We start from the raw sequence: 25,433 nt of genomic DNA, 5'->3' as shown, positions 1-25,433 counted from the left end.
CACGCGCTGGTTCGAATCCAGCTAGCCCAGTTATTGGCGGCATAGCCAAGTGGTAAGGCAGAGGTCTGCAAAACCTTTATCACCGGTTCAAATCCGGTTGCCGCCTCCATGTTAATTATGCGGGAGTAGTTCAACTCTTAGAACACATTCCTTCCCGGAATGAGATATAGGTGTAAGTCCTATCTTCCGCTCCATCAAATATTTTATATTAAGCGGGAGTAGTTCAACTCTCAGAACACATTCCTTCCCGGAATGAGATATAGGTGCAAGTCCTATCTTCCGCTCCATTAAATTTTATATTAAGCGGGAGTAGTTCAACTTTTAGAACACGTTCCTTCCCGGAACGAGGTATAGGTGCAAGTCCTATCTTCCGCTCCATAGTATACTTCCAGAGGGAAGTTTTTTATTTATCTATTGAGCCGGTGTGGCGGAATTGGCAGACGCGCGGGACTCAAAATCCCGTTCCTTTTTTGGAGTGTCGGTTCGATCCCGACCACCGGTATTATTTTATATACTTTTAGGAACTTTTAGAGTGAGAATGTTGTTAAATCAACGTTTTCACTCTTTTTTTATTCATTTAGACACATATAGGCATTATTTTTTGGTCACATCGTGGTCACAAAACAATAGAATTAAAATGATATTTGGTCACTGGTTTGGTCACTGAAATAATCACTAGTAGTTTATTATTTTAACCTCAAATTCTTCACAAGTTGAAATAATGACAAATTTCTTTAACTCATTGGGCTTGCTTGAATAAATTCTATAATTCTACCTTTCAGAAGGAAAAGGGCTTACTATCTCAACATTTATATAATTCTCAATATACAGTTTCAATAATTAGTTATTGTTTATCTGGTTTATCTATAATACTATTAATCTAATGTGATATTTGGAGGATTCAGAATGAGTAATTCGCATGTTAATGGAAAGTCTTTTTTAAATAATATATTAAATGCTGTAGGTGCTGGAGTTGTCATTGCGCTTTTGCCTAATGCTTTATTAGGAGAATTATTAAAGTTCTTTAAGGAAGGGAACCATTTATTAGAAACTGTATATCAGCTTGTCATTGTTATTCAGTCATTTATGGCATTTATTATTGGTGTATTAGCTGCACATCAATTTAAATTTAAAGGTGCTGGTGCAGCAATCATTGGTACGTCAGCAATGCTTGGTTCCGGTGCTGTTCATTTTAGTAATAAAGGAATTGAATTAAAAGGTATTGGAGATATCATCAATGTTATTGTAGTAGTTGCATTAGCTTGTTTTATTTACATGTTCTTAGAAGGAAAGCTCGGTTCATTTGAAATGATTATTCTTCCAGTTTTAGTCCCAGTCATAAGTGGAGTCATTGGGTTACTTACTTTGCCGTATGTACAAGTGATTACTCAATCAATTGGAAGAGTTGTGAATGGATTTACCGAGTTAAATCCTTTGTTGATGTCTATACTGATATGTGTAACTTTTTCATTATTAATGGTTACACCAATTTCACTAGTGGCTATCGCTACAGCAATTAGTTTGACTGGTTTAGGTAGTGGGGCAGCGAATATGGGAATTGTTGCCGCATGTGTCACATTCTTATTCGGATCTTTGAGAGTGAATTCGATTGGAGTGAACTTAGTGTTATTAATTGGTGCTGCGAAGATGATGATACCTGTTTATTTAAAGCATCTCATTATCGCTATTCCTCTAACTGTGAATGGCATTATTTGCGGTATTGTAGCATACGTATTAAATATTAAAGGAACGCCTTTATCAGCAGGGTTTGGATATACTGGTTTAGTCGGACCAATTAATGCACTTAATCGTATGTCAGGAGACACGTCTTTTAATATCATCATGCTCATCATTGGATATTTTGTCGTGCCTTTTACTGGAGCATTTATTGTTCATCATTTATGTAAGAAATTTATTCATTCTTATAGTGATGAAATTTACCAATTTGAAATACCTAAAGAATAATAAGATGAGCTGGAAAGCAATGTGTTCAACATAAACGTTGAGACATTGCTTATTTTTTTGCCTTAATTTTCAGAAAAAGAATTGCATAAAAATAAATAAAAATGTATAATAATGTATATTTATTAAGGAGGGCTCATTAAGTATGAACAAAACTTTCAAGATAATTATAGTCATCGCTATACTTATAAGCTCTGCAATGATATACATAAATCCTATTGCTAGTGCTAAAGAAGATTCAAATTGGAACAAAATTAAACAACGTGGAGAAATAAGAGTGGGGTTATCAGCAGATTACGCACCTTTAGAATTTGAGAAAACAGTCCACGGCAAAACTGAATATGCGGGTGTAGATATTGAGTTAGCTAAGAAAATAGCAAAAGATAATCACTTAAAATTAAAAATTGTGAATATGCAATTTGATAGCCTCTTAGGTGCTTTGAAAACTGGAAAAATAGACATCATCATTTCTGGTATGACAACAACGCCTGAAAGAAAAAAGGAAGTTGATTTTACAGAACCATATATGATGACAAATAATACAATGTTAGTTAAAAAGTCAGAAAAAAATCAATACAAAAGTTTAAAAGACTTTGAAGGCAAAAAGATAGCAGCTCAGAAAGGGACAGAACAAGAGAAAATTGCTCAAAATGAAATCAATAATGGTCAAATTTCTTCTTTAAGTCGTTTACCTGATGCAATATTAGCATTGAAAAGTGGTAAGGTTGTCGGAACCGTTATTGAGAAACCAGTAGCCGAAGCTTATTTAAAACAAAATCCTGAGTTAGATTTTGCAGATGTTAAATTTAATGAAGAAAAGAAACCTACGTGTATTGCTTTACCAAAAGATTCTCCAGAGTTACTTAAACATCTTAATCAAACAATTGATGAAGTTAAAAGTAAAAACTTAATTGATAGTTATATGAATAAAGCTGCTGAAGATATGCAAGATGATGGTAACTTCTTTACCAAATATGGAAGTTTCTTTATTAAAGGTATTAAAGATACAATTCTCATTTCATCTATTGGGGTCATTTTAGGTTCAATCTTAGGTGCATTGATTGCTTTAATGAAATTAAGTAAATTTAAACCTTTATCTTGGGTAGCAAGTATATACATTGAATTCTTAAGAGGGACACCAATGCTAGTTCAAGTGTTTATCGTCTTCTTTGGAACAACTGCAGCGTTAGGACTAGATGTGTCAGCTCTTATATGCGGAACCATTGCACTTGTGATAAACTCATCAGCATATATTGCCGAGATTATAAGAGCAGGAATTAATGCAGTTGATAAGGGACAAACAGAAGCAGCAAGAAGTCTAGGTTTAAATTATAGTCAAACAATGAAATTTGTGGTCATGCCACAAGCAATCAAAAATATATTGCCTGCTTTAGGAAACGAATTTGTAACGCTTATTAAAGAATCTTCAATCGTTTCAACAATTGGTGTTGGAGAGATTATGTTTAATGCACAAGTTGTGCAAGGTATTTCATTCGATCCGTTCACGCCTTTACTCATTGCCGCAGTCCTTTACTTTATTTTAACGTTTGCACTTTCACGCATCATGAGTTTAGTTGAAGGGAGAATGAAGGCTAGTGATTAAAATTAAAAATTTAAACAAAACATTCGGACATAACGAAGTACTTAAAGATATTAATTTAGAAGTGAAACAAGGAGAAGTTGTAGCTATCATTGGGCCATCTGGTAGTGGTAAAAGTACGTTGCTACGTTGTATGAATTTACTCGAAACGCCAACAAAAGGGCAAGTCATTTTTGAAGGTAATGATTTAACTGAAAAGGACATTCATTTGGACGAATTAAGACAGAAAATGGGAATGGTCTTCCAAAGTTTTAACTTATTTCCACATAAAAAAGTAATTGAAAATATCATGCTAGCTCCTAAGCTTTTACATAAAGATAATCAAGGCACAATTAAAGAAATAGCTTTAAATTTATTAGACAAAGTTGGATTAAAAGACAAAGCAGAGGCTTATCCTAATCAATTATCTGGAGGTCAAAAACAGAGAGTCGCGATTGCGAGAGCTTTAGCAATGAAGCCAGACGTGCTTTTATTTGATGAGCCAACATCTGCTTTAGACCCTGAAGTTGTTGGTGATGTATTGAAAGTAATGAGAGATTTAGCCAAGGACGGTATGACGATGGTCATTGTCACGCATGAAATGAACTTTGCTAAAGAAGTCAGTAATAAAGTAGTATTTATGGCTGATGGTGTGGTTGTCGAATCGGGCTCGCCAGTTGATATATTTGAACACCCTCAACACGAAAGAACACAAAACTTCTTATCACGCGTATTATAATATTTAAATACTTTTTAAGTAGGGCAGAATTTTGAAATCATTCTATGAGAATTTGATTTCGGTTCTGCTCTTTTTTGTAAAAAATAAAACCCTAAAACGCTATGAAAAGCGAACATGTGTTAAAATGGCATATGTAATTTTTTGTGAGGGGGCAAAGCTGTGGATTACAAGCAGTTAAAAAGAGAGATAATAGACTATGCTCATTCTATAGGTATTGATAGTATAGGTTTCACAACTGCAGATCCATTTGATGAGCTAAAACAGAAATTAGAAAGTTATCATTCCAGAGGGTACGCATCTGGATTTGAAGAGTCCGATATAGCTTTAAGAACTGAACCTAAATTAAGTTTACCAAGTGCGCGTTCTATTATTGCTATTGCGGTAGGTTATCCGAATAAATTGAAGGGTGCACCTAAAAGTGTAAGAGGAGATAGACGAGGTATGTTCGCCAGAGCTTCTTGGGGACAAGACTACCATACAATTATGCGGAAAAGACTTGATAAACTGAGTGAATTTCTTAGAGAACGAGTGCCAAATGTTGAAATACAATCTATGGTAGATACTGGTGTTTTATCTGATAGGGCAGTAGCTGAAAGAGCTGGGTTAGGTTTTGTAGGCAGGAATGGTTTTGTTATCTCACCTGAATTAGGTACATGGACATATTTAGGAGAAATGTTAGTAAGCATACCCTTTGAGCCTGATGACCCTATTTTAGATAGTTGTGGGGACTGTACGATATGTGTAGACCGTTGTCCTACTGGTGCTTTAGTGGGAAATGGTCAATTAAACAGTCAAAAATGTATTAGCTTTTTAACTCAAACGAAAGGCTATTTAAAGGATGAGTATCGTTATAAAATTGGCAATCGTTTATATGGATGTGATACTTGCCAACAAGTATGTCCAAAAAATAGAGGCATTAATACGCAACATGATGATATCGTTCTTGAACCAGAAATATTAAAGCCACGATTGGTCCCATTACTTCAAATGAGTAATAAAGAATTTAAAAATACTTACGGGCATTTAGCTGGCGCTTGGAGAGGTAAAAAGCCAATTCAACGAAATGCGATTATCGCCTTAGCGCATTTTAAAGAAGAAAATGCGATTCCTGAACTTAAAGAAGTCGCCTTTAATGATCCTAGACCGATGATTAGAGGAACTGCTTATTGGGCTATAGGACAAATTCAAGGAGAAGACGCACGACATTTTATAAATGAAAATTTTGAAAAAGAAATAGAGGAAGTCCAAGTTGAAATGAAAAAAGGCTTGGAAATGAGGAGAGACTAACTATGACGAATCATATCGTTTTATTCCAACCAGAAATACCTGCAAATACAGGCAATATTGCTAGAACGTGTGCAGGAACACTTACACATTTACATCTTATTAAGCCTTTAGGATTTAGTACAGATGATAAGATGTTAAAAAGGGCTGGTTTAGATTACTGGGAGCATGTAAATATTACTTATCACGAAAGTATTGAAGCGTTCTTTGAAAGTACTGAAGGAAATTATTACTTGTTAACTAAATTTGGAAAACAAACTTATAGTGATTTTAATTTTTCAAATACTGAAGAGGAACATTATTTTATTTTCGGTAGAGAAACAACTGGTCTTCCTGATTGGGTGAAAGAGAAATATGCAGATACTGCATTAAGAATACCTATGAGTGATAAAATTAGATCTTTGAACTTATCTAATACAGCCGCATTACTTATTTATGAGGCGTTGAGACAACAACAATTTCCAAATCTTTCATAAATTAATTTTCAGGAAAAATAAAAGTGAATGTAATAATGTAGTTAGAAATGTTATATTTAAACATGAAGAATTGACATTAAAGCGTAATAGTTTGGTTTGACAAATAACTCAAAAGGGTATATTTGAAATTAATATCAATCATTCTATGTAAAGAGCAAACTTAGAGGAGTGTAATGAATATGGCAATGAACTTTAAAGTATTTGATAATAATGAAAGAGTAGCAGAATACGCTGCTGATATTATTCGTAAACAATTTAATAACAATCCTACAACAATTGCAGGATTTCATTTAGACAAGGACCAAGCGCCTGTTTTAGATGAACTTAAGAAAAACGTTGATACACACGCTGTAGACTTTAGTCAAATCAATATCTTAGATTATGACGACAATCGCTCTTATTTTGAAGCTTTAGGAGTACCTGAAAGTCAAGTTTATTCAATCTCTTATGAAAAAGATGCAATTGAATTTATCTCAGATAAAATGAAAACGAAAGAAAACAAAGGGAAATTAATCCTTCAAGTTCTTTCTATCGATGAAAGTGGCAAATTAGATGTTAGCGTACGACAAGGTTTAATGGAAGCTAGAGAAATCTTCTTAGTAGTCACTGGTAGCAATAAACGTGATGTGATTGAGAAATTATATCGTGAAAATGGTAAATCTAGTTATGAACCAGCAGATTTAAAAGCACATCGTATGGTTAATGTTATCTTAGATAAAGAAGCGGCTGCAGGTTTACCTGAAGACGTTAAAGAGTACTTCACAGCACGTTTTGTCTAACCATAGAGATTGTGGGGGAAAACAATGGCTAAAGAACAAGAATCTAAATTGAATTATCATGAAGAAGAAAATGCAATGGTGACAGATTTAGATGATTTGAAAGAATTAGGTAAAGAAATGGAACAAATTTCAGAAGAGAATGATGAAGACAAACTGAATCAATCTCATGACGAAGACGTACGTTCCGACCTACAAGATAAATAATTTAATAATGGGGCAAGAAGGATGGCTAGAATTGTAAGAAGCTTGTTATAAGCACACTTTCAATTCAGCTATTTACTGGCCAAAATGTTTAAGGAAACTGAGATCATTAAATGCATCTCAGTTTGTTTATTTTTGAAAATTTATGTCACCAATCAACTTTGTACCATGCTTATCTCCCTCATCAATCACAATTGTGATATCATACTTAATAGTGATTAACACAAGGAGATTTAAAATATGCTAGGAAAATATTGGATACATTTAATGATAGCGACTGTGATTATAAGTTTAATCTCTGTAAAAGGCTTTCCTCTTGCTTTAGGAGCACTATACTTACCCTTACTTTTTAAAATTGTGCAATTACAACTTAATCTCTCTAAAGGATTAGTAGATGACGTGAGTGCACATACGTTTATTAAAAGTAATCAATCTGGTGTAATCATTAGCGTCATTTGTTGTTTAGCAATTACAGGTATACTGATTTATACCTTGAATGATTTTTATAGCCGGCTTACTGGCATTTTAGGATTTTTAGTCCAAATAAGTCCTATTACAATAGTAATAAGCGCCATATTATTCATATTATTAGCAATTGCGATTGTTCAAGCGACTAAAACTAAATATAAACATTCTTAAATTTCACATAGTTGAGACCTTAATTATTTTAGTAGATAAGCAAAGTAATTAGGGTCATTTTTATTATGTAAACGTTTCACCTCATCGTTGCCCATCTAAATTAAATAGTGCTATACTACAAATAAATAAAGACAATAAGGGGAGAGAAATGTATGTCAGTCAGAATTGAACATGATACTTTTGGAGAAATTGAAGTACCTGGAGATAAATATTGGGGTGCTCAAACTGAAAGAAGTAAACGTAACTTTCCAGTAGGTAAAGAACGTATGCCAATTGAAGTCGTTTATGGGTTTGCACAATTAAAAAGAGGTGCTGCGTTAGCCAATCATGAACTTGGTAAGTTAAGTGATGAAAAGAAAGACGCAATCGTATATGCTTGCGACCGTATTTTAAAGGGAGAGTTAGATGAACACTTCCCATTAGTCGTTTGGCAAACAGGTAGTGGTACACAAAGTAACATGAATGTGAATGAGGTTGTCAGCTACGTAGCAAATGAATACTTAAAAGAACATCATAGTGATGAATCAATTCATCCAAATGATGATGTTAATAAATCACAAAGTTCTAATGATACATTTCCTACAGCTATGCATGTCGCTTTATATCATGAAGTTGAAACAAAATTAGAACCAGCACTTAAAAACTTACGTGATACATTAAAAGAAAAAGAAGACCAATATCAATCAATCATTAAAATTGGACGTACACATTTACAAGATGCGACACCAATTAAATTAGGCCAAGAAATCAGCGGTTGGCGCTACATGTTAGACAAATGTGAAGAATTGCTAAGCGAATCTAAAAAACATATCCTTAGCTTAGCTATCGGTGGAACGGCTGTAGGTACAGGTATTAACGCGCATCCAGAATTTGGTAATAAAGTTGCAAAATTCATCTCAGATAATACAGGTTATCCATTTGTTTCATCTGAAAATAAATTCCATGCATTGACAGCCCATGATGAGGTTGTTCAATTACATGGCACACTTAAAGCTTTAGCTGGCGATTTAATGAAAATAGCTAATGATGTGAGATGGTTAGCTTCAGGTCCACGTGCTGGTTTAGCTGAAATTTCTATTCCTGAAAATGAACCAGGCTCATCTATCATGCCGGGTAAAGTTAATCCTACTCAATGTGAAATGTTAACGATGGTAGCAGTACAAGTGATGGGTAATGATACTGCTGTAGGTTTCGCAAGTTCACAAGGTAACTTTGAACTGAACGTGTTTAAACCAGTTATTCTTCATAATACGCTACAATCAATTTATTTATTAGCTGACGGTATGCAAACGTTTAATGATAATTGTGCTGTAGGTATTGAGCCAATCGAAGAGAACATTAATAATTACTTAAATCAATCATTAATGTTAGTGACTGCACTTAACCCTCATATTGGTTATGAAAAAGCAGCTCAAATTGCTAAAAAAGCTCACAAAGAAGGTTTAACATTAAAAGAATCAGCTATTAATAGTGGCTATGTGACAGAAGAACAATTTGAAGAATGGATTAAACCAGAAGATATGGTTGATCCTCACTAAAATTTATTTAAATAACTAAAGTAAAGGAACATTAGACATTTATAATTTGTCTAATGTTCCTTCTTTGCTTTTATTTTGGTATCGAGTTTCAATCCTCAACTATTTCTTATCATCTAAACTTACTGAAATCAGTTCGCGTGTAAGTGGATGAATGAATTCGATTTGATGACTGTTTAATTCTAATTGACGTAATGTAGAATCGCCATACAGAGGGTCACCAATGACAGGATGACCTATTTCAGCCAAGTGTACACGTATCTGGTGTGTACGCCCCGTGTCTAATTTAATATCAAGTTGACAGACACCTTCTTTAATCATTTGAGAACTTAAGATATGTGTAATCGCACGTTGGCCAGTATTTGAAATTCTGCGTTTATTAGGATGAAATTTATCCTTACCAATAGGCATATCTATCGTTTGTGGTTTAATAGGCAACAATGCTTTTACATTCGCTTTATAGACACGCGTAATTTGATTATCTTCTAACATTCTATCCAATATTTTCTTCATGATAGGATTCTTTGCTACGATAAGTAAACCCACTGTTTCTTGGTCAAGACGATGGATTGGCTCAACATAGTCACTATCTATCGTATAAATAATGTGATTCATTAAAGTGTTACTTTCTTTTAAATCATTAGGATGCGTTTTAACACCTTTAGGTTTCATAACGATGGCTAAATCATCATCTTCATAATAGATTTGTGCGTAACGATAACTAGGTAAATAATTACTTTTTTCTTCTGGTGTAGGCACAATGACTTCGTCCCCAGTGACAACTTTGTCAGTTAATTTAGCTTGTTGCTCATTGATTTTTATCTCTTTTGACATATTCAGCTGATGTAAATCCTTCTTAGGAAGTTTCAATTGTTGAAATATCTCTCTTAACGTATATTCATTATATTGTTCAGGTATCGTAAATTTCATAATATCCTCCTATAGTTTCTATATCATCATATCACAAATTATTTATTCTCTATATCATGATTATTTTTTGAAAAATGAATCCTCAAACACTTTTCAATGATGTATTTAACTCTATTTTTAAAATAAAGCGAACCCATGTATAATGTAAATAATATGGATAAAGTATTGGGGCGATAAAATGGAGAAGCCAACTAGACTCGCATTGCTAAAGGAAATAGCAGAGTTTCTTAATGAGGAAACTGAAATGTATAGCATGATGCATGGGGGGTTACGTTCACTGATAGATGGTAGTGACTTCACTACGGGATGGATATTCTTCATCAATCAGGAAGGTGAGCATGAACTTGTATCAGCAGTTGACCTCCCTGGTGCATTATCGAAAAAAGAGTGCCATTATATGACAGAAGGAAGCTGTTGGTGTGTACAGGCATATCATAATAGGAAGCTAACGAAGGCTTCTAATATCATCAATTGTTCGAGAATTAATTTAGCAAATCGTGCATATCATGAAGAAACGGAAGGTATTACGCATCATGCAACTGTGCCTCTTCGTTCCGGTGAAGAACAATTTGGACTACTTAATGTCGCTTCTTCGAACAAACAACATTATAGTGAAGAAGATTTAGAATTACTGGAGTCCGTAGCATTTCAAATCGGTTCTGCAATTAAACGTATTTTACTTACGGATAGAGAGAAAGAGGCGGCTAAAATTAATGAAAGGAATAGGTTAGCACGTGATCTTCACGATTCGGTCAATCAGATGTTATTCTCATTAAAATTAACTGCCCATGCAGCTCAAGGTATGACTGAAGATGAATTCTCTAAAAAGGCCTTTAAAACAATTGAAGAAACAAGTCAAAATGCTGTGAATGAAATGAGAGCACTGATATGGCAGTTAAAACCTGTCGGGTTAGAACATGGGCTGGTGCATGCTTTAAATAACTATAGCCATGTCTTAAATCTTGATTTAGAAGTGCATGTTGATGGTCTGATTGATTTATCCAATTATATTGAAGAAAATGTCTATCGTATGATACAAGAAGCAATGAATAATGTTCGAAAGCATGCGGATACCAATGAAGTATTCTTGCATTTAACACAAGATAAAGCACATTTAATCATTCAAATTGTTGATTCAGGAAAGGGATTTGACCTTAACTTAATCAATGATAATACATCTAATGGTTTAAAGAACCTTAAGCAACGTACACATGCGATGGATGGTAAAATAGACATCAATTCAACGCCTCAACAGGGTACGTCGATATCAATTAGGATACCTTTAAAGTAATTAAAAAGGAGAAACATTATGCATAAAGTAGTATTAGTAGATGATCATCATATCGTACGACAAGGATTAGAATTTTTACTTTCAACAGTTGAAGATTTAGAAGTAGTCAAAGGCTTTTCTGACGGACAATCGTTCTTATCATTTTTAAAGGAAAATGAAGAACCTGACATCGTATTGTTAGACTTAGTTATGCCGGAAATGAACGGGATAGAGATTACAGAAATACTAAAAAAACAATATCCACAAATTAAAGTATTAGTATTAACGAGTTACGTGGATGACGAACATGTGATTTCAGCCATCGATAAAGGCGCAGATGGGTATGAGATGAAAGATGTCGAACCACAGAAACTTATTGAAACGATACATAAAGTTTTAAATGGTGAACGTATTATTCACCCAGAAGCTAAAAATGTAATCGAAGCTGTATCTAAGAAACCTCATTTTACAAATAAATTATCCAAGCGCGAAGTAGAGGTCTTGAGAGAAATGGTGAAAGGGAAGACGAATAAAGAAATTGCTCAAACCCTGTTTGTCTCGGAAAAGACTATCAAAACACACGTCAGTCATATCTTTAATAAGTTGCAAGTCACGGATAGAACACAAGCAGCAATTTATGCGATGGAAAATAAATTAATTTAATTGTCATAAAAAGTTCAATTTATTAGTACTCAATTTAAAATTCAAATTAAAGTTGAGCGGATACCGTTAAATGTAAATATTTAATTATTTTGATAATTTTGCCTTTAATAAAAATAGGTAGAAAAACACGATTCACTCTTTTATTTTTATTAAAAATATATTAAGATGTAATTTGTGTTTCAAGAAATGTGTATAATTGCAATTTCTTGTGTCCGGATAAAATATTTCCAATTAGAAAGGTAGATAAATAGAATGGATAGACAGAGTTTCACAGATTTAATTCAGACAAAATTTAAAATGGTTCGTATTGAAGCGGGTTACACGCAAGATACAATGGCCCAAACAATTGGCCTTTCAAAGAAAACATTAGTACAAATTGAAAAAGAAAGAGTTTTACCTAACTGGACGACATGTGTATCAATTTGTGCATTATTTAGAGATTCAGATGTATTAAATAGCACATTTGGATGTGATCCTTTAGAAATCGTACAAACGATTTCAAGAAATCATTGTGCGTATCCAAATCATGCAACAACAAGCGATATTTATTGGAATACAATCGAAACACGTAATGGCTTTATTTTACAAAGCAATAAAGTGAGCAATATTTACCGTGTGTTAAACGCTGATAAACAACCAATCTTCGGTACTTCTAAAATGAGAGAAGCAGAAACATATTTCAATAGAAATGCTAAAGAAGAATTAGTACATATCTAATTCTCTTTGAAAAGTGATAGTAGAATCTAGAAACGATTTAGTCACTTTATTAAAATGATAGATTAACGCTATGATAATAATATTTACACGTAACGATGAACTCAATCTTTTGATTTCATCGTTTTATTTTTACTATTTTAGTTTAAGTCAAAGTTTAATAGCACGAGTGAAAGGTTAAATGGTGTTATAATCGAAACACATTTTAAATTGATACAAGGGAGTCAAGGATATGCATGCCTTTTTAATTATTGTTTTTATGGCCATTATTGGCGCTTTAATCGGTGGTATTACAAATGTTATCGCAATACGAATGTTATTCCACCCATTTAAACCATATTATATTTTTAAAATGCGAATCCCATTCACACCTGGATTAATCCCCAAACGACGAGATGAGATTGCGAATAAAATAGGCCAAGTCATTGAAGACCATTTAATTACAGAGGAAATGATTCGCGAGAAACTCAACCAACCTCAATCAAGAGACGCGATTCATGATTTAGTTCTTACACAAATTCATAAACTCAAAGGTAAAGACGCAAAAATTGAAAATTTTGCACAGTACTTTGACATTAATATTCATGAAGTGATAGATGGAAAGATGAGCCCCGCAATCGAAGGGCAATTGAACGCCTTCTATTATAATCATCAACACGAAACACTACACCATTTGCTTCCCAAAGAACTTATCCAATTAGCTGACCATAAAGTAGAAGATATAGCAGATTTATTATGTGAAAGAGCAAAGGTTTATTTAAACTCAGATAAAGGTGCGCATGATATTTATGATATGCTGGATACCTTTTTCCAGGAAAAGGGGAAAATAGTAGGTCTTCTACAAATGTTTATGACAAAGGAAAGTATTGCGGAGCGTATTCAGCATGAATTGATTCGTCTTACTCAACATCCGAAAGCGCGTACGATTATTAATCAAGTGATTCGAAACGAATATGAGACGCTAAAGAATAAAACATTAATTGAATTAATTGATAAAGAACAATTTGAAAATATTTCCAAGTCAACAAGTGAACTTGTTTTATCGTATATGAATTTGAATGATAAAGTACGAATACCTATAAGCGAATTAGCACCTCAATTGATTGGTTATTTGGAAAATGAAGCAGCAACTAAAATAACATCTGTCATTGTGCATAATATTTCTCAACATCTTACAAAAATTATGCAAAAGATTAATTTACGACAACTCATCGAAGATCAAATTAACACGTTCGAATTAGATTATATTGAAAATTTAATTATAGAAATTGCCAATAAAGAATTAAAATTAATTATGTCATTAGGTTTTATTCTTGGAGGTATTATCGGTTTATTCCAAGGTGTGATTGCAATCTTTGTCTAACGGTGACATATATGTTAAAGTTATTTGTGAGTGGTTAAAACACAAATTAACTCAAAGGAGTGCAATGAACTATGGCAGTAAATTTATATGATTATGCAAATCAATTAGAACAAGCTTTAAGAGACAGTGACGAATATAAAGCGATTAAAGATGCATTTGCAAAAGTTAAAGAAAACGAAGAATCAAAAAAATTATTTGATGAATTCCGTGAAACTCAAATCAGTTTCCAACAAAAACAAATGCAAGGTGAAGAAATTCCTGAAGAAGACTTACAAAAAGCTCAAGAACAAGCTCAAGAAATCGAAAAAGATGAAAATATCTCTGAATTAATGAATGCTGAGCAAAAAATGAGCCAAGTATTCCAAGAAATCAATCAAATCATCGTAAAACCATTAGATGAAATTTACGCTGACTAATTGATAAGTCTTTAGATTTAGTTTAGAAGATATAACTTCTAGACTTAATATTTGCCTTAGAAAGGTTATGATTATAATCTTTCTAAGGCTTTTTTCATATGATTAGGCACCATCATTTGAGTTAAATATCGTATTCAAATCAATCCCATTATATGACGCCTAATTTTCAGATGAATGATACTCTTAGTCGTCGACTGAACTTTAAGTGTTATGGTAAAATAATTAAATATAAAGTAAAGTTATTTTTCATGATACATAGTTTATTAATTTATTGTCATTCATCTATCTTAATGCTAACTTTTTTTATTTTTATCAATAATTGAAGTACATTCAAATTGCATTATATCGTTTAACTTTACGGCTTTTCTAAGGAGAATTAAACTTATGGTTAAATTTATACACTGTGCCGACTTACACTTAGACAGTCCCTTCAAATCTAAAAGTCATTTGAGTCCTAAAATATTTGAAGATGTTCAAAAAAGTGCATATGAAAGTTTTAAAAATATTGTAGATTTAGCATTACAAAAAGAAGTAGATTTTATCATTATCGCGGGTGATTTATTTGATAATGAGAATCGTACGCTCCGTGCGGAAGTCTTCCTTAAGGAACAATTTGAAAGATTGCGTAAAGAGCAAATATTTGTCTACGTATGTCATGGGAACCACGATCCTTTGACTTCAAAAATATCTGCAAATTGGCCTAACAACGTTTCTGTATTTTCGAATCAAGTAGAAACCTATCAAGCCATCACTAAAGACGGGGAAACTATTTTTATACATGGATTTAGTTATCAGAATGATACGAGTTATGAAAATAAAATTGATTCTTATCCTTCAAGTCAAGGACAAAAAGGAATACATATCGGCGTTCTACATGGCACTTATAGCAAATCGTCTATAAATAATCGCTATACTGAATTCCGATTAGAAGATTTAAATAGTCGCCTCTATCATTATTGGGCGTTAGGACACATTCATGAACGTGAACAATTAAGTGATATGCCTGTGATTAACTATCCAGGTAATATCCAAGGTAGACATTTCAACGAGCTAGGAGAAAAAGGATGTTTGCTCATAGAGGGTGACCATCTCAAATTGACTACAGAATTTTATCCTACACAGTATATTAAATTTGAAGAGGCCACGATCAATACAGATCATACATCTAAACAAGGTTTATATGAGGACATTCAATCATTCAAAGACAAGGTAAGACCTGAGGGTAAAGCGTTCTATCGATTAAAGGTTTTGGTTAATAGTGAAGATACCATTGCCCCTCAAGATCTTATCCAAGTGAAAGAAATGATTACAGAATTTGAAGAAAATGAAAATCAATTCGTATTCATAGAGGATTTAAATATTCAATATGTTCAAAATGATGAATCACCTCTTGTGAATGAATTTTCTTCTGATTTATTAGAAGATGCGTCAGTATTTAATTCTGCTATGAGTGACTTGTATCTTAATCCAAGAGCTTCAAAATTCTTAGATGATTATACAGAATTTGATAGAACTGAATTAGTCAATCATGCGGAAAGTCTGTTAAAAGATGAGTTGAGAGGTGAACAAAATGATAATTAAATCGCTTGAAATATATGGATATGGTCAATTTGTTCAGCGTAAAATCAATTTTAATAAAGGATTCACTGAAATTTTTGGTGAAAATGAAGCAGGTAAATCAACTGTACAAGCATTTATCCATTCTATTTTGTTTGGTTTCCCTACTAAAAAGTCTAAAGAGCCTAGACTTGAGCCACGTTTAGGTAATCAATACGGTGGAAAGTTAGCCTTAATATTTGATGATGGTATAGAAGCTGAAGTAGAAAGAATCAAAGGTAGTGCACAAGGCGATGTTAAGGTATATCTCGCTGACGGTACAGTGCGTGATGAGGCTTGGCTTAATAAGAAATTAAATTATATTTCTAAAAAGACATATCAAGGTATATTCTCATTTAATGTATTAGGTCTGCAAGACATACACAGAAATCTCGATGAAAAGCAATTACAAGATTATTTATTACAAGCGGGTGCACTTGGAACTACTGAATTCACAAGTATGAGAGACACAATTGGTCATAAAAAGGACGAGTTATACAAGAAATCAGGCAAGAATCCAATTATTAATCAGCAGATAGAACAACTTAAACAACTTGAAAGTCAAATACGTGAAGAAGAGAGTAAATTAGATACGTATCATCGATTAGTAGATGAAAAAGACAAATCCTCACGTCGTTTAGAGCATTTGAAACAAAACTTAAATCAGTTGTCTAAGATGCATGAAGCTAAACAAAAAGAAGTGGCACTTCATGATCAAACTCAAGAATGGAAAGATTTAGAACAAGTGCTTAATATTCAGCCTATCCATTTTCCTGAAAAGGGCATAGATCGATATGAAACTGCGAAGTCTCATAAGCAGTCACTAGAAAGAGATATTGGTCTTAGAGAGGAACGTTTAGCGCAATTAAATAAAGACGCTGAAAGCATTCATCCTGTAGAGCAGAAAGATATCGATGCGTTTAATGGACTGTATCAACAAGAAGAGGAAATTAAACAAAAAGAATATGAACTACGTTCAATTGAAAAAGATATTTCCGACAAACAGCGAGAGAAGGACAGTCTACAAGCAAATATAGGATGGAATGAGCCTCATCACGAAGTGGACAGTTCTGAAGCAATGAAAAGTCATGTAAGTGAACAAATTAGAGGTAAGCAAGAACAAAGTGCCTATATTTTACAATTAGAGCGTGGCATTGAAGATAATAAAATTGAACGTAATTCCAATACCAACGAGCTCGATCAACTTGAAAATGATTTAGTCCCTGAAGAAACATTTGAGAAGAAAAAAGAATACGCACAACAAGTGTTGGAACTTCATGAAAAAGAGAATTTATATGAAAAATTAAAAGAATCATTTGAAGAAGAACAGGTTCGTAAAAATCAACGTCAGAAACTATTGAGAATTTCATTTATAGTACTAGCACTGATTGGTGCGGCACTTACTGTCTTTTCATTTGTAACAGCAAATATGATATTTGGTATTATTTTTGCAATTTTGACTGTCATCTTTATTGTAGGTATTTTCCTATCAAAAACTAAAGATGTTGATTACAGTACAGCAATGGCTCAAGAAATTAATGACTTAGAGAATCAACTCGATCAGCTTGAAAGCAACTATGATTTAGAATTTGATTTAGATCATCAGCATCGTATTCGTGAACAATGGCAAAATGCTATTAAAACTAAAGAAATGTTAGATGAAAAACATAACTATTTAAATCAAACGATGAACGAAGCACAACATCGTCTTCATTCATTAACTGAAAGTATCGATAAAGTAAAAGAAGAGTTACATTTATCTCCTAAGATTTCTGATGAACTTATTGTCGATAGCATTACGACAATGGGGAATATTAAATCACATGATAAATACGTACAAGCGTTAAATCAGAAGCGCACACAACTAGTTAGTGAAATCGACCAATTTTACCAACATGCTGAAGATGTTACACAATCTCATTTTACTTATTTTAATAAAATGTCATTCTTCCATGATGTTAAACAGTGGTTGAAAAACGCTGAAGAAAATAACGATAGTTGGCGTAAAAATCAAGATGAGACACAATTACTCTCAAGTGAACTTAAACAACTTAAAACGCGTTTAAATGAAAACAACAGTGTCATTAAGGAATTATTTAATCATGTGAGTGTTGAAGATGAAGAAAGCTATTATAAGCATCATCAAGACTATGAAACGTATCATAATAATTTAAATCGTTTTAATGATTTAACAAAATATCTTGAGAATCAAAACTATTCATACGAAATGAGCTCAAAATTAAGTGAAAAAACAACAGCTCAATTAGATGAGGAAGATAGTACTTTAGCTAGACAAGTTGATGATTATAATGATCAATATCTCGAGATGCAAGCTGAGGTAAGTGATTTAAATGCTCAAATTAATCATATGGAAACAGATACAACATTAGCGCATTTAAGACATGAATATTATAGCTTGAAAAATAGACTCAACGATATTGCGAAAGATTGGGCAAGCTTAAGTTATCTACAAAACTTAGTAGAGGAACATATTAAACAAATTAAAGATAAGCGTTTACCTCAAGTTATTAATGAAGCAATTTCAATATTTAAGTACTTAACTAATAATGCTTATACGATGATCAATTATTCAGAAGATGATACGATTCGCGTTAAACATGCCAACGGACAAGTATTTGAACCAATGGAATTAAGTCAATCTACTAAAGAGTTGTTATATGTTGCTTTAAGAATTAGTTTAATTAAAGTTTTAAAACCGTATTATCCTTTCCCAATTATTGTCGATGATGCATTCGTTCATTTTGATAAACATAGAAAAGAAAGAATGTTAAATTATTTAAGAGATTTATCTAAAAATTATCAAGTGCTTTATTTCACTTGCACTAAAGATAATATGATTCCATCTAAAGAAATGATTATTTTAAATAAACTAGAGGAAGGCGGGAAATAATGAGAAATGTAGAGAATTTAAATCCCGGCGATTCAGTTGATCACTTTTTCTTGATTCACCGTGCAACACAAGGTGTAACTGCACAAGGTAAGGACTATATGACGCTTTACCTTCAAGATAAAAGTGGTGATATAGAAGCTAAATTATGGACTGCGACCAAAGAAGATATGCAAACATTAAAACCTGAGGAAATTGTTCACGTTAAAGGTGATGTGATTAATTATCGTGGTCGTAAACAAATGAAAGTGAATCAGGTGCGCTTAGCGAAACCAGAAGATAACTTATCGACGAAAGATTTTGTTGATGGCGCACCTATGACACCCGGGGAAATTCAAGAAGAGCTCTCTCATTTTATGTTAGAAATTGAAAACGCAAGTTTACAGCGCATTACACGACATTTAATAAAGAAATATCAAGATAGTTTCTTTACGTATCCTGCTGCAAGTTCACATCATCATAACTTTGCGAGCGGTTTAAGTTATCACGTGTTAACAATGTTACGTGTAGCTAAGTCGATTTGTGATATATATCCGTTGTTGAATAGAAGCTTATTATACAGTGCGATTATTTTACATGACTTAGGAAAGGTAAGAGAATTAAGTGGTCCTGTTGCAACAACTTATACAGTTGAAGGTAATTTGCTTGGACATATTTCTATCGCTAGTGATGAAGTAGCTGAATCAGCTAAAGAATTAGGTATAGAAGGTGAAGAGGTGATGTTGTTAAGACATATGATTTTAGCGCATCACGGTAAAATGGAATTTGGATCACCTAAATTACCACATTTAAAAGAAGCTGAAATTTTGTTCTTTATTGATAATATCGATGCTAAAATGAACATGTTTGAGAAAGCCTTCAAGAAAACAGACAAAGGGCAATTTACTGAAAGAATTTTTGGTTTGGAAAATAGACAATTTTACAATCCAACAAGTTTAGATTAATTAGAAGTAGAAGTGCAAAGCTTTCCTATGAATAATGGTACGAATTCACATCAATTTTGTGACTAAATCATTATTGACATAGAAAAGAAGCTTTGCACTTTTTTTATTTCAAATTTAATCCAAGAAAGTTCAATGTTATAATATATAAGTCGCCTATCTTCTCTTCTCAGGCGTCAATATGACAAGGGAAGGAGGTGCATATATGCTTTTTGATATCTTTGTACACATCATGACCACAGCAACAAGTGGTTGTATCGTTGCATTATTTGCGCATTGGCTACGCAACCGCAACGGTAAACGCAAATAGGCGACACACAAGAATAGCCACACCAAAAAAATCCCCTCACTACTGGCATAGTGAGGGGATTTGGTGCATATACGCTTGATATCTTTGTTAACTATAGTATAACACTTTAACGCTTAAATGCAAAAGTTTAAACCATAATAAGTTTTAAGAAGCACTGCTTGTTAAACCAGAAGAGCCTGACGCGCCACCTTGAGATGATTGTTGCTGCTGTTGTTGTTGTTTGATTTTATCTGGGTCTAAGATAGAATCTTCTACAGCTTTTTTAATATCTCTATCTTTATAATCAACTTTGTAATCATCTAGTAAGTCTTTGTAAGCATCAGTTAATAATTTAGGTTTTTTCTGTACTTTTTGTTCAATAATTTTTTCTTTAAGATTAGATTTCTCTTTATTAAAGTCTGTTTCTTTATCTGCTTTGATAATATGGTAACCGTAGTCTGTTTTAACTACTTTAGAAACTTGTCCTTCTTTTAATTTAAATAGCGCTTTTTCGAAGCTATCTACCATTTGACCTTTAATGACATAACCTAATGAACCATCTTTCTTAGCTGAAGAACTATCCATTGATTCTTTCTTAGCTATTTCACCAAACTTGCTAGGATTTTTTTCTACTTCTTTTTGGATTTTTTCAGCTTTTTCTTTAGCTTTCTTATCAGATAAGCCTTCTTTATCGCTAGATTTTGATTTTACTTTTATTAAAATATGAGAAGCTTTCTTAGAGTCATCTTTAATTTCTTTATCAGAAACTTTTACTTTATCTAGAAGTAATTGTTTTTGGTAGGCAGAAAGTTTTTTCTGTTCTTTATAATCATCTAGTGACATACCTTGTTGTTTAAGCATACTTTCAAATTGATCTTTACCACCATATTGCTTTTCTTCTTTTTTAATATCTTCATCAACATCTTTAGTATTCACTTTATCCTTATATTTATCTGCTAAGATTTTGTTTAAAACGATATTGAATGAAGTATTCGCAATTTGCTCTTTACCAATTTTCTTCATTACGTCAGCAACTTTTACATCACCTGCTTTAGAAGAAATAAGCGTGTTGTCTTTAGATTCAGTTGCGTTTGAACCACAAGCACCCAGTAACAGTGCACTAGCAGTCACGGGAACAATAATTTTATTCATTAATTTCATAAGTTGATAGCTCCTTTATGTATTAATCATCGTAAATATAACATATTATTGAATGACTACCAATTAGAAACCCCCTTCCTAGGACTATAGTATGACTAGGAAAGGGGAAGAATGAACTAAATTTTATAATGTTCTAAATTGAATACTATGTTTATATTTATGAAAATTCAATATAAATTCACAAATGAATGTTTAAATACTTTTTAAAGAGATGTTCTAGTGGCACGAGGATTATTTACTTTATTTAAAATATGAAGCCCTGACTGATGTTCTTCGACATAATGACCATCATTAGAAAACAGTAATATTTTTAAATATAAAATATCCATCATTGAGAACCCAATATTTAACGAAAGTAAGAACATGAAGTAATGACCATACTGTGGGAAATGAATACTCAATAATATGAATATGCCAGATAATACAATAATGGGTAAAATTAAATTAATACAATAATAAATTTTATGGATAGGTGTATTCACATATGTATTAAAATATGGAAGCCACTTTTTATTTACTAATTTATGAACTCTAAACGATTTATAAAATGGTAAAAAGAAAACTAAATGCATCACTTTATGAATAGGGTACATGAGTACGATAAATAATAATAAAATCAGAAAGTGTTTGTCAGAGAGTGGTGTGTTAGAGAAATAATACATGATCTCGTAACTGACTAAAAAAGTGATGATTGTAGCTACAATACTTATAAATGTGATTCTCTGAATACCGAATCTCGCATGAATATCAATTTGTCGAGTACATAAAAACATAATTTAATCCTCATCTCTATGTTAATGTTCGTTACGTATTATCTACGTCTTTATGAGAATAGTCAAGGCCTTATAAGTATAGACATTGATAAAAAGAGGGCGCTTAAATATCATTCGTGTTTATACGCGTTATTATAGTTGAAAATAAAAAAGCTATGGGCTCGACCCATAGCTCACAATAATTTAATTATTTATCTTTTGAGAAAGCATTACTAATGTCTTCTCCGCGATTTTGTAAATTTTCGATATGTGATTGTAGTTTTTCGATATTAGGATTGATGTCTGATTTAAAGTTACCAATTAAGTCTTTAAATTCATCACCAATTGAACTACCATATTCAACGCTTTCATTTTTGATTTGTGAACCATAATTAAGAATATCGTTAAATGTTTGTTTCATATTCTCAATTTCACGTTCAAGTTCTGATTGTGCACCAGTGGGTTGGCTAGCATCAATCGTATTATGTTTTACACTATGGTCGTCACGGTTTCTTAAAGCGACTGCAAATCCAGCTGCAGCACCTACACCTAAGCCAAATAATATTCTTGTGACTTTCATTCTTATTCTCCTCACTTTATATGTCGGATAATTGTATTATTTTTATCATACCCAGTATAACAAGGAATATGCATAATTATTAAAATTGTGCTTGAATTTGTTTAGCGATTTCTTTTTTAGCCTCATCATCAATTGTATCTTCATGAGTTTCCCATTTATAACCAAAGCCATCTATATCATTCTCATATCTTGGAATAAGATGGAAGTGTAAATGGAAGACAGATTGATCTGCAAATTCTCCATTATTTTGTATGATATTTAAGCCATCCGGGTTAAAAGCAGCTTTAATCGCATTTGCTACTTTTGGTAAAGCTACGCCAATATGTTTCATTGTTTCTTCATCTGTCTCATAAATATTTGCTGAAGCCTTTTTTGGTACCAATAATGTATGACCTTTAGTCACTTGTGAAATATCAAGAAAGGCATAAACGTAATCATTTTCATAAATTTTAAAACTTGGAATCTCTCCAGAAATAATTTTACTGAAAATAGTTTCTGACATAGCACGACACTCCTCTATAACATGTGATAGTCATTATTATAGCATTCCTACATATAAAACAACATCATAGCAATGCTAATTTTAGGTTTAGAGCACTTTTTTTGGTACAATAGTTGGCATGGAGGTGCCTTATGACAGTAAAAGTTGAACATCTTATAGGGGGATATGGCAAACGACCTGTGATTAAAGATATTAATTTTGAATTGAATAAAGGCGAAATCGTTGGCTTAATTGGTCTCAACGGAGCAGGTAAAAGCACAACGATTAAACACATGCTAGGATTACTGAATCCTATGGAAGGATCTTTATCCATTTCAGATACAAATATTAATGATGATATTGAAGTTTATAGAAGAAAATTATCTTATATACCAGAAGCACCAGTGATATATGAAGAATTGACACTAGAAGAGCATATTGAAATGACAGCAATGGCTTATCACTTAAGTAGAGAAGAAGCTATGCGACGTGCAGAACCGTTATTAAAGGTTTTTCGTTTAGAAAATGAATTAAAAGTGTTTCCTAGTCACTTTTCTAAAGGTATGAAGCAAAAGGTAATGATTATCTGTGCATTTATCGTCGATCCTGAATTATATATCATTGATGAACCATTTTTAGGTTTAGACCCATTAGGAATACAATCCATGCTTGATTTAATGGTAGAAAAGAAAAATGAAAATCGCACAGTTTTAATGAGTACACATATATTAGCTACTGCAGAGCGCTATTGTGATCGATTTATTATTTTAGACCATGGAAAAGTAGTGGCATTCGGCAATCTTGAAGAATTGCGCGAACAAACAGGATTAAAAGAGCAGTCGTTAGATGACATCTATATCCATGTGACACAAGGTGGCAATGCCTATGACTAATGAAGCATTAACCTTGTTCAATAAAAGATACAAGGCGATTCGTAAAGAAAAAAGCTATTATAATAAATTTATATTTAACGGTCACTTTACTGTGTTTTTACTTATTTTATTAGGCGCGTTTATTTTTGGTTATGGTGAATGGCTACAGCACATTCCTAAACACATTGATTATGCTTTATTCTCAAGTATAGTAGTAGCCTTTATATCATTATTTCCAATACGTACATTATTGAAAGACGCCGATAGAATTTTTCTATTACCATTTGAAAAGCATATGAAAGATTATATGAAAGTAAGTTTAATTTATAGCTATAGTGCTAGAATTTTCTTGCAAATCATACTTATTATTGTGCTATTTCCACTTTTTTATAAATTAAATAACCATCATTTTGGATTTTACATTGCATTTGCTATAAGTGCCTTAATATTTCCTTATATAGGCTTATTGGTTAAGTGGCAATGGTTGAAATTGAAATTATCGACGTGGTCCGTTAATTTAACTTTATTTGTATTATTTGCTTTAACGTATTATTTAACTTTAAGATTTCATAATTATTTCGCGATTATTTTTATTCTTATTTTAGTTGGTCTTTTCTTTATTTTGAAAATGAAAAGCAAAAAGCAATTGTATCCATGGGAAAAAATGATAGCGATTGAGCAACAACATCACACAAATTATTATAAATTCGTAAATATGTTTACGGATGTGAAACATTTAAGAGCAACTGCAGTACGAAGAAGTTATTTAGATTTCTTACTTTCTAAACCTAAAGGTAAGAAGTTTAATGAGAATCGTATGTACTTATTCTTATTTGTGAGAAGCTTTGTGAGAGGGAGAGATGCGTTTAGTATCATTCTGAGATTAGTCATCATTGCTTTAGTGCTAATGATATGGCTATCTAATCCTTTCGTTTCTATAATAATAGGAAGCTTATTTATGTATATTACCTTATTACAAATGTCTCAGTTTTATACACAACAAGCTTATGGATTATGGCCTCAAGTGTGGCCAGTATCTGATACAAAAGTGATTAAAGGATATGAACAATTTTTATATCGTCTGATGATCATAGTAGGAACGATATTTACCATTGCATTCGTGATTAAACATCCTGCATTATTCTTTTTCGCAATCGTATTCTTTATAGTAGGGTGGTTAACGATTAGAAGTACTGTGAAGAAACTGAAATACCAAGAAACACTATTAAGAGATTAAAAAAAGTTTGGGCAACAAGCCCATTTTTTAAAGATAAGCGAAGTATTGATGGCGACACGCCTGCAG

At 32.6% G+C, this 25,433-nt stretch carries 25 protein-coding genes and 5 tRNA genes; 25 read left to right on the top strand and 5 right to left on the bottom strand.

The features are described 5' to 3' along the window. Nucleotides 1-35 precede the first annotated feature (35 nt). The 14 genes from HMPREF2580_RS11910 to fumC all read left to right on the top strand — a co-directional run bounded on the left by HMPREF2580_RS11910 (nucleotide 36) and on the right by fumC (nucleotide 9,197). Nucleotides 36-109: transfer RNA gene (locus HMPREF2580_RS11910), tRNA-Cys, on the top strand. A 10-nt stretch (nucleotides 110-119) separates the two neighbouring features. Continuing rightward, nucleotides 120-194: transfer RNA gene (locus HMPREF2580_RS12370), tRNA-Gly, on the top strand. Between the two features lie 18 nt (nucleotides 195-212). Then, nucleotides 213-287: transfer RNA gene (locus HMPREF2580_RS11905), tRNA-Gly, on the top strand. Between the two features lie 16 nt (nucleotides 288-303). After that, nucleotides 304-378 (top strand) — tRNA-Gly (locus HMPREF2580_RS11900). A gap of 40 nt (nucleotides 379-418) precedes the next feature. Beyond that, nucleotides 419-502 (top strand) — tRNA-Leu (locus HMPREF2580_RS11895). Between the two features lie 404 nt (nucleotides 503-906). Continuing rightward, the gene (locus HMPREF2580_RS11890; RefSeq protein ID WP_070833392.1) at nucleotides 907-1,965 is read left to right on the top strand and encodes a PTS sugar transporter subunit IIC; all 1,059 of its coding nucleotides are present in this window, start codon (nucleotides 907-909) and stop codon (nucleotides 1,963-1,965) included. 142 nt (nucleotides 1,966-2,107) lie between these two features. Beyond that, complete coding sequence (locus tag HMPREF2580_RS11885) at nucleotides 2,108-3,565, top strand: ABC transporter substrate-binding protein/permease (protein ID WP_070833389.1); 1,458 nt, start codon at nucleotides 2,108-2,110, stop codon at nucleotides 3,563-3,565. Beyond that, a complete protein-coding gene (locus HMPREF2580_RS11880) occupies nucleotides 3,558-4,280 on the top strand; it encodes an amino acid ABC transporter ATP-binding protein (protein WP_070833387.1) in 723 nt (240 codons plus the stop codon). The genes HMPREF2580_RS11885 and HMPREF2580_RS11880 overlap by 8 nt, the downstream gene beginning before the upstream one ends. A 159-nt stretch (nucleotides 4,281-4,439) precedes the next feature. Next, complete coding sequence (gene queG / locus HMPREF2580_RS11875) at nucleotides 4,440-5,567, top strand: tRNA epoxyqueuosine(34) reductase QueG (protein ID WP_070833384.1); 1,128 nt, start codon at nucleotides 4,440-4,442, stop codon at nucleotides 5,565-5,567. A gap of 2 nt (nucleotides 5,568-5,569) precedes the next feature. After that, a complete protein-coding gene (trmL, locus tag HMPREF2580_RS11870) occupies nucleotides 5,570-6,040 on the top strand; it encodes a tRNA (uridine(34)/cytosine(34)/5-carboxymethylaminomethyluridine(34)-2'-O)-methyltransferase TrmL (RefSeq protein ID WP_070833381.1) in 471 nt (156 codons plus the stop codon). Between the two features lie 179 nt (nucleotides 6,041-6,219). Then, nucleotides 6,220-6,819: a 6-phosphogluconolactonase gene (locus HMPREF2580_RS11865; RefSeq protein ID WP_070833377.1), complete on the top strand. Its 600-nt coding sequence runs from the start codon at nucleotides 6,220-6,222 to the stop codon at nucleotides 6,817-6,819. A 24-nt stretch (nucleotides 6,820-6,843) separates the two neighbouring features. Beyond that, the gene (locus tag HMPREF2580_RS11860) at nucleotides 6,844-7,023 is read left to right on the top strand and encodes an SAS053 family DNA gyrase inhibitor (RefSeq protein WP_002443566.1); all 180 of its coding nucleotides are present in this window, start codon (nucleotides 6,844-6,846) and stop codon (nucleotides 7,021-7,023) included. Nucleotides 7,024-7,260: 237 nt separating this feature from the next. Then, nucleotides 7,261-7,659: a hypothetical protein gene (locus HMPREF2580_RS11855; protein WP_070833374.1), complete on the top strand. Its 399-nt coding sequence runs from the start codon at nucleotides 7,261-7,263 to the stop codon at nucleotides 7,657-7,659. Nucleotides 7,660-7,811: 152 nt separating this feature from the next. Further along, nucleotides 7,812-9,197 (top strand): class II fumarate hydratase, encoded by a 1,386-nt coding sequence (gene fumC / locus HMPREF2580_RS11850; RefSeq protein WP_070833372.1) that lies wholly within the window; start codon nucleotides 7,812-7,814, stop codon nucleotides 9,195-9,197. Between the two features lie 99 nt (nucleotides 9,198-9,296). Here the strand turns inward: fumC and HMPREF2580_RS11845 are convergent, their stop codons facing one another. Further along, nucleotides 9,297-10,124: an RluA family pseudouridine synthase gene (locus HMPREF2580_RS11845; protein WP_070833371.1), complete on the bottom strand. Its 828-nt coding sequence runs from the start codon at nucleotides 10,122-10,124 to the stop codon at nucleotides 9,297-9,299. Nucleotides 10,125-10,302: 178 nt separating this feature from the next. Here HMPREF2580_RS11845 and HMPREF2580_RS11840 point away from each other — a divergent pair, with 178 nt between their 5' ends. The 9 genes from HMPREF2580_RS11840 (at nucleotide 10,303) to HMPREF2580_RS11800 (ending at nucleotide 20,305) form a co-directional block, all read left to right on the top strand. After that, nucleotides 10,303-11,415, top strand: coding sequence for a GAF domain-containing sensor histidine kinase (locus HMPREF2580_RS11840; protein WP_070833368.1), 1,113 nt, complete (start codon nucleotides 10,303-10,305; stop codon nucleotides 11,413-11,415). A gap of 18 nt (nucleotides 11,416-11,433) precedes the next feature. Next, complete coding sequence (locus tag HMPREF2580_RS11835) at nucleotides 11,434-12,057, top strand: response regulator (protein WP_070833365.1); 624 nt, start codon at nucleotides 11,434-11,436, stop codon at nucleotides 12,055-12,057. A gap of 252 nt (nucleotides 12,058-12,309) precedes the next feature. Beyond that, nucleotides 12,310-12,774, top strand: a complete 465-nt coding sequence (locus tag HMPREF2580_RS11830) for an XRE family transcriptional regulator XdrA (RefSeq protein ID WP_002443555.1) — start codon at nucleotides 12,310-12,312, stop codon at nucleotides 12,772-12,774. Nucleotides 12,775-13,003: 229 nt separating this feature from the next. After that, nucleotides 13,004-14,134: a DUF445 domain-containing protein gene (locus tag HMPREF2580_RS11825; protein ID WP_070833362.1), complete on the top strand. Its 1,131-nt coding sequence runs from the start codon at nucleotides 13,004-13,006 to the stop codon at nucleotides 14,132-14,134. Between the two features lie 71 nt (nucleotides 14,135-14,205). Beyond that, nucleotides 14,206-14,550 carry a YlbF/YmcA family competence regulator gene (locus HMPREF2580_RS11820; RefSeq protein WP_002443551.1) on the top strand — a complete coding sequence of 115 codons (345 nt, stop codon included), beginning with the start codon at nucleotides 14,206-14,208 and terminating at the stop codon, nucleotides 14,548-14,550. 384 nt (nucleotides 14,551-14,934) lie between these two features. Then, nucleotides 14,935-16,131: a metallophosphoesterase family protein gene (locus tag HMPREF2580_RS11815; protein ID WP_070833359.1), complete on the top strand. Its 1,197-nt coding sequence runs from the start codon at nucleotides 14,935-14,937 to the stop codon at nucleotides 16,129-16,131. Beyond that, entirely contained in the window at nucleotides 16,121-19,057 is a 2,937-nt protein-coding gene (locus tag HMPREF2580_RS11810) for an ATP-binding protein (protein WP_070833358.1), read from the top strand. The genes HMPREF2580_RS11815 and HMPREF2580_RS11810 overlap by 11 nt, the downstream gene beginning before the upstream one ends. Then, nucleotides 19,057-19,998: a 3'-5' exoribonuclease YhaM gene (gene yhaM / locus HMPREF2580_RS11805; RefSeq protein ID WP_002443545.1), complete on the top strand. Its 942-nt coding sequence runs from the start codon at nucleotides 19,057-19,059 to the stop codon at nucleotides 19,996-19,998. Before HMPREF2580_RS11810 ends, yhaM begins: the two co-directional genes overlap by 1 nt. A 202-nt stretch (nucleotides 19,999-20,200) precedes the next feature. After that, complete coding sequence (locus tag HMPREF2580_RS11800) at nucleotides 20,201-20,305, top strand: type I toxin-antitoxin system Fst family toxin (RefSeq protein WP_037541522.1); 105 nt, start codon at nucleotides 20,201-20,203, stop codon at nucleotides 20,303-20,305. A gap of 144 nt (nucleotides 20,306-20,449) precedes the next feature. On the opposite strand, the gene HMPREF2580_RS11795 is transcribed toward HMPREF2580_RS11800, so the two are convergent. From HMPREF2580_RS11795 to HMPREF2580_RS11780, 4 genes are all read right to left on the bottom strand, one after another. Then, the gene (locus HMPREF2580_RS11795) at nucleotides 20,450-21,445 is read right to left on the bottom strand and encodes a peptidylprolyl isomerase PrsA (protein WP_070833357.1); all 996 of its coding nucleotides are present in this window, start codon (nucleotides 21,443-21,445) and stop codon (nucleotides 20,450-20,452) included. Between the two features lie 203 nt (nucleotides 21,446-21,648). Beyond that, the gene (locus HMPREF2580_RS11790) at nucleotides 21,649-22,218 is read right to left on the bottom strand and encodes a DUF3267 domain-containing protein (protein WP_002443541.1); all 570 of its coding nucleotides are present in this window, start codon (nucleotides 22,216-22,218) and stop codon (nucleotides 21,649-21,651) included. A gap of 187 nt (nucleotides 22,219-22,405) precedes the next feature. Beyond that, on the bottom strand, nucleotides 22,406-22,777 hold the full coding sequence (locus tag HMPREF2580_RS11785) for a YtxH domain-containing protein (RefSeq protein WP_070833355.1): 372 nt from the start codon (nucleotides 22,775-22,777) through the stop codon (nucleotides 22,406-22,408). A gap of 79 nt (nucleotides 22,778-22,856) precedes the next feature. After that, on the bottom strand, nucleotides 22,857-23,279 hold the full coding sequence (locus HMPREF2580_RS11780; RefSeq protein ID WP_002443538.1) for an HIT family protein: 423 nt from the start codon (nucleotides 23,277-23,279) through the stop codon (nucleotides 22,857-22,859). Nucleotides 23,280-23,410: 131 nt separating this feature from the next. Here HMPREF2580_RS11780 and HMPREF2580_RS11775 point away from each other — a divergent pair, with 131 nt between their 5' ends. Both HMPREF2580_RS11775 and HMPREF2580_RS11770 read left to right on the top strand, forming a co-directional pair. Beyond that, complete coding sequence (locus tag HMPREF2580_RS11775; protein ID WP_070833352.1) at nucleotides 23,411-24,151, top strand: ABC transporter ATP-binding protein EcsA; 741 nt, start codon at nucleotides 23,411-23,413, stop codon at nucleotides 24,149-24,151. Continuing rightward, nucleotides 24,144-25,367 carry an ABC transporter permease EcsB gene (locus HMPREF2580_RS11770; protein ID WP_070833349.1) on the top strand — a complete coding sequence of 408 codons (1,224 nt, stop codon included), beginning with the start codon at nucleotides 24,144-24,146 and terminating at the stop codon, nucleotides 25,365-25,367. Before HMPREF2580_RS11775 ends, HMPREF2580_RS11770 begins: the two co-directional genes overlap by 8 nt. Nucleotides 25,368-25,433: the final 66 nt, after the last annotated feature.

This window comes from Staphylococcus sp. HMSC036D05 (assembly GCF_001836225.1).
GTDB lineage: Bacteria > Bacillota > Bacilli > Staphylococcales > Staphylococcaceae > Staphylococcus > Staphylococcus caprae.
Note: the sequence above shows the minus strand (reverse complement) of the source record. Positions and strands in the feature narration are given on the sequence as shown.

Excerpts from the sequence above, each read along its gene's own strand:
- fumC (WP_070833372.1), top strand. The coding sequence starts at position 7,812 with ATGTCAGTCAGAATTGAACATGATACTTTTGGAGAAATTGAAGTACCT.
- HMPREF2580_RS11800 (WP_037541522.1), top strand. The coding sequence starts at position 20,201 with ATGCTTTTTGATATCTTTGTACACATCATGACCACAGCAACAAGTGGT.
- HMPREF2580_RS11815 (WP_070833359.1), top strand. The coding sequence starts at position 14,935 with ATGGTTAAATTTATACACTGTGCCGACTTACACTTAGACAGTCCCTTC.
- HMPREF2580_RS11860 (WP_002443566.1), top strand. The coding sequence starts at position 6,844 with ATGGCTAAAGAACAAGAATCTAAATTGAATTATCATGAAGAAGAAAAT.
- HMPREF2580_RS11890 (WP_070833392.1), top strand. The coding sequence starts at position 907 with ATGAGTAATTCGCATGTTAATGGAAAGTCTTTTTTAAATAATATATTA.
- HMPREF2580_RS11810 (WP_070833358.1), top strand. The coding sequence starts at position 16,121 with ATGATAATTAAATCGCTTGAAATATATGGATATGGTCAATTTGTTCAG.
- HMPREF2580_RS11840 (WP_070833368.1), top strand. The coding sequence starts at position 10,303 with ATGGAGAAGCCAACTAGACTCGCATTGCTAAAGGAAATAGCAGAGTTT.
- HMPREF2580_RS11820 (WP_002443551.1), top strand. The coding sequence starts at position 14,206 with ATGGCAGTAAATTTATATGATTATGCAAATCAATTAGAACAAGCTTTA.
- HMPREF2580_RS11775 (WP_070833352.1), top strand. The coding sequence starts at position 23,411 with ATGACAGTAAAAGTTGAACATCTTATAGGGGGATATGGCAAACGACCT.
- HMPREF2580_RS11855 (WP_070833374.1), top strand. The coding sequence starts at position 7,261 with ATGCTAGGAAAATATTGGATACATTTAATGATAGCGACTGTGATTATA.
- HMPREF2580_RS11885 (WP_070833389.1), top strand. The coding sequence starts at position 2,108 with ATGAACAAAACTTTCAAGATAATTATAGTCATCGCTATACTTATAAGC.
- yhaM (WP_002443545.1), top strand. The coding sequence starts at position 19,057 with ATGAGAAATGTAGAGAATTTAAATCCCGGCGATTCAGTTGATCACTTT.
- HMPREF2580_RS11825 (WP_070833362.1), top strand. The coding sequence starts at position 13,004 with ATGCATGCCTTTTTAATTATTGTTTTTATGGCCATTATTGGCGCTTTA.
- HMPREF2580_RS11780 (WP_002443538.1), bottom strand. The coding sequence starts at position 23,279 with ATGTCAGAAACTATTTTCAGTAAAATTATTTCTGGAGAGATTCCAAGT.
- HMPREF2580_RS11790 (WP_002443541.1), bottom strand. The coding sequence starts at position 22,218 with ATGTTTTTATGTACTCGACAAATTGATATTCATGCGAGATTCGGTATT.
- HMPREF2580_RS11830 (WP_002443555.1), top strand. The coding sequence starts at position 12,310 with ATGGATAGACAGAGTTTCACAGATTTAATTCAGACAAAATTTAAAATG.
- HMPREF2580_RS11835 (WP_070833365.1), top strand. The coding sequence starts at position 11,434 with ATGCATAAAGTAGTATTAGTAGATGATCATCATATCGTACGACAAGGA.
- HMPREF2580_RS11770 (WP_070833349.1), top strand. The coding sequence starts at position 24,144 with ATGACTAATGAAGCATTAACCTTGTTCAATAAAAGATACAAGGCGATT.
- trmL (WP_070833381.1), top strand. The coding sequence starts at position 5,570 with ATGACGAATCATATCGTTTTATTCCAACCAGAAATACCTGCAAATACA.
- HMPREF2580_RS11845 (WP_070833371.1), bottom strand. The coding sequence starts at position 10,124 with ATGAAATTTACGATACCTGAACAATATAATGAATATACGTTAAGAGAG.
- HMPREF2580_RS11865 (WP_070833377.1), top strand. The coding sequence starts at position 6,220 with ATGGCAATGAACTTTAAAGTATTTGATAATAATGAAAGAGTAGCAGAA.
- HMPREF2580_RS11785 (WP_070833355.1), bottom strand. The coding sequence starts at position 22,777 with ATGAAAGTCACAAGAATATTATTTGGCTTAGGTGTAGGTGCTGCAGCT.
- HMPREF2580_RS11795 (WP_070833357.1), bottom strand. The coding sequence starts at position 21,445 with ATGAAATTAATGAATAAAATTATTGTTCCCGTGACTGCTAGTGCACTG.